At 36.7% G+C, this 3118-nt stretch carries 1 protein-coding gene; it reads left to right on the top strand.

All coding sequences use genetic code 11. The annotated features are described in order from the left end of the window. Nucleotides 1–2506 (top strand): autotransporter outer membrane beta-barrel domain-containing protein (locus tag ACFIMS_RS01725; protein ID WP_375696322.1); only part of this gene is annotated, 2506 nt, incomplete at its 5' end. Between the last annotated feature and the right edge of the window lie 612 nt (nt 2507–3118).

Consider the following 3118-nt stretch of genomic DNA (forward strand, 5'->3'; position numbering starts at 1 on the left):
TTATAAGAAAAATTTTTTGTTATGTACAATTGCTGGAACTTTGATTTTTTCTCATTTCGGTTCAACTTATGCAAATACATCGGCTCCTGAAACTCCTGAAATTTTGGGGAAGATTGAATTAAATAAGGGAGAAGAAAAGACTTTAAATAATGTTCTTGTCCGCGATAAAGGACCTGGAATATTAGCGCATGATAAAGCAGCTATCACAATTGTAAAATCAACAATACACACGGAAATGTCTGCACTTTCTGTATCAGAAGGTGGACGCATTCATGCTAAAGAAATTAAAGCAAATACAGTATACAAAGGTTTAGAAACAAAGAATGGTATAATCAACGTTGAAGATTCAACCATAACCGTCCAACGAGGAGGTGCCGGTGGTATCGTTTTTTATGAAACAAAAGATTCTTCACTGAAAAGTGGAGAAAAAGTTGTCAATAAGGTTGTTCTTAGCAATACAAAACTTCTTGTGAAAAACGGTACCGGTATTCTTGGTCCCTACTGCTCAAGAGCCGTTGCTGAAGTTCAACTTAAAGACTCAGAAATTCGATCTGACGTATTATTGAGAAATAAAACGAAACGTAAATATTATGACAACGATACTCTTCCTGTAACTTTAGCATTAACCGCTGATAATTCAACAATAGAGGGACGAGCAAGAACTTTAAAAGTCAATACAACGGTTTTGACTCTGAATAACAAAAGCAAATGGTACTTAAAGACCTCTCAAGAGGAAGTCGATACTGACTTTAATGTGTTTAACTATGAGCTCAGTGATATTAAACAACGAGCCCTTTCTACCGTTTCAGTACTGAATCTTAATAATAGTTCTATCATATTTAAGACACCACAAGGGCGGGAAAAAGATCATTATCATACCTTGTATGTAGGGCGAACAGCTGAGGTTCGTAGACCTGAGGGAAGTACAATCCCCGATATAGAAAGCACTTATAATACAGTTTACAATGCCACAGGCGATGCAAAAATTTATTTTAATATTGAATGGAGTGATGGTCTAGTAAAAGAACAGCAAAAAGCTGACCGCCTCCTTATACATGGTGATGTATCAGGCAGCACAACAGTCCATATCAAGAACCTTGCGAAAGGTGAGATATTAAAAGCTGAAGATTCTGTGTCTTCGAATATGCGTGGTCTTTCACTCATTCAAGTTTCTGGAAATGCAAATGAAGATTCCTTCAAACTTGCACACGGCTACACCACAATGGGGGGATTGCCTTATAAATATATACTCAAAGCCTATGGTCCAACATCCAGCCATGGGACAGCCGATAGCACACAAAGTCATTTTAGCGGAATATCACAAGAATCAAAAGAAAATACCCTCAAAGACTACACAATCTATACGATATCAGAATCAGGAAAAATGATTGAAGGTGTTTCACCAAAAGAGAAAGAAGCGCAAAATACCGGTTCATCATCCCTTGGACAAGCAAACAACGCACAAAACATCTTGGAAAAAAATCAAAATTTCTGGGATTTTCGCTTGCAAAATGAGACTCTCGATAATGAGGGAAAGATCAGAGCTCTCGTTCCTCAAGTGGCAAGCTATTTGTCCATGCCTAACGCACTATTCTCAGCTGGACTGGCTGATATAAACAATCAAAACACTTTACTCAACTCGATGCAGGAAAACACCTTTGAGACAAAAGATCATAAAAACAAAGGAGTCTTATTCTCGACTTATGGAAATAAGATGACATTATCCTCTCACCGTACGCCATTACAATATGGCTATGGTGCCGATATTCACTATGCGGCTTTACAGGCAGGCATTACATTAGCAGCTCTAGAAGATCAAAACATGACCACCAATTTTGGTCTTTTAGGGACATATGGGAAATTAGCTTTCACCCCTAAAGACATGGAAGGTGCTGACAAGAGTACACTCAATAAATGGTCAATTGCTGCATATAGTGGGCTGCGCCATAATAATGGGATATACATCCATGCGCTCTTCTCCTATGGAATGCTCAAGGGAGATATCACCACAGCTCTCATAGGAAAGACTGCAGAATTGAAAAATGCTGATACATTCAGTGCATCAGCAACCATTGGACAAAAATTCGAAACCAGTAAGAAAGGATTGGTCTTTGAACCACAAGCACAACTTGTTTATCAACGCCTCATGCTTGGCACACTCTCAGATGTCGATGGCTTTGATGTGGATATGGGAAATCCTTATCAATACTTAGTGCGTGTGGGTGGACGCTTAACGCAAACGAAGCTTTCTATTGAAAACGGCGGTATTCTTTCTTTCTATGGTAAACTAAACGTTGTTAAAGCTTTTTCTAACAATGGTACGATACAGATTGGTGAACCATTCCACCTTGATTCTATAGGAGCTGCCCTTGAAGGTGGATTTGGTGTAAATGCACAATTATCACAAAATATCGCCCTTCATGCTGATGTTAACTATCAATATAAGCTTCAAAAAACTGGTATATCTGGAGCAAGCTTTTCAGGTGGAATACGCTATCAGTTTTAAGAAAACGCAAAAAACAATTTATATTCTATTCATTTTAATAAAAGGCAGTGCAAATGTGCTGCCTTTTTATAATCTATCGGAAAGAACCGTTAACAACTATTCTTTCTACCACCTTTCTTGAGCCAATTAATCTCACTCAAACCAAATGTAATAAAATCTGTTATCTCTAAATGAATACTGAATTCTCAAGAGAGCTGCCTTTTTGATTTATAAAAATCAAATGCTTTTAATAAAATTTTTTGTATTTTAAAACACGTAATAAATAATTCTCTGTGTAAGAAAATCAATTAAAAGCTTTTTGTAAGCACACAACAACAGCTTCTCCAAAAACTTTGTAGAGTTTCCATAACAACAGCCTTAAGCAACAAACATCCTTGCAAAATATTTTGTTTCTTAACACTTTTAAACGGAATACTGATCAATCTAGCTTTTCTGCAATTCATAGTTTCTAACTGCAATTTTTATTTTAAAAGCTCTTCTAAAATCATTTTTTTAACGATAAAGAACACGACGTAATGTTTCGTTTTGTTGTTTACAATAAAAACATAATGATATAGAAACTGTCTGGGTACTTGCGCCATCAGGGGAATGAAGTAAGCATCAAAGCATACC

The sequence above is a fragment of the Bartonella sp. AP331QHHD genome (assembly GCF_042195905.1).
Lineage (GTDB): Bacteria > Pseudomonadota > Alphaproteobacteria > Rhizobiales > Rhizobiaceae > Bartonella.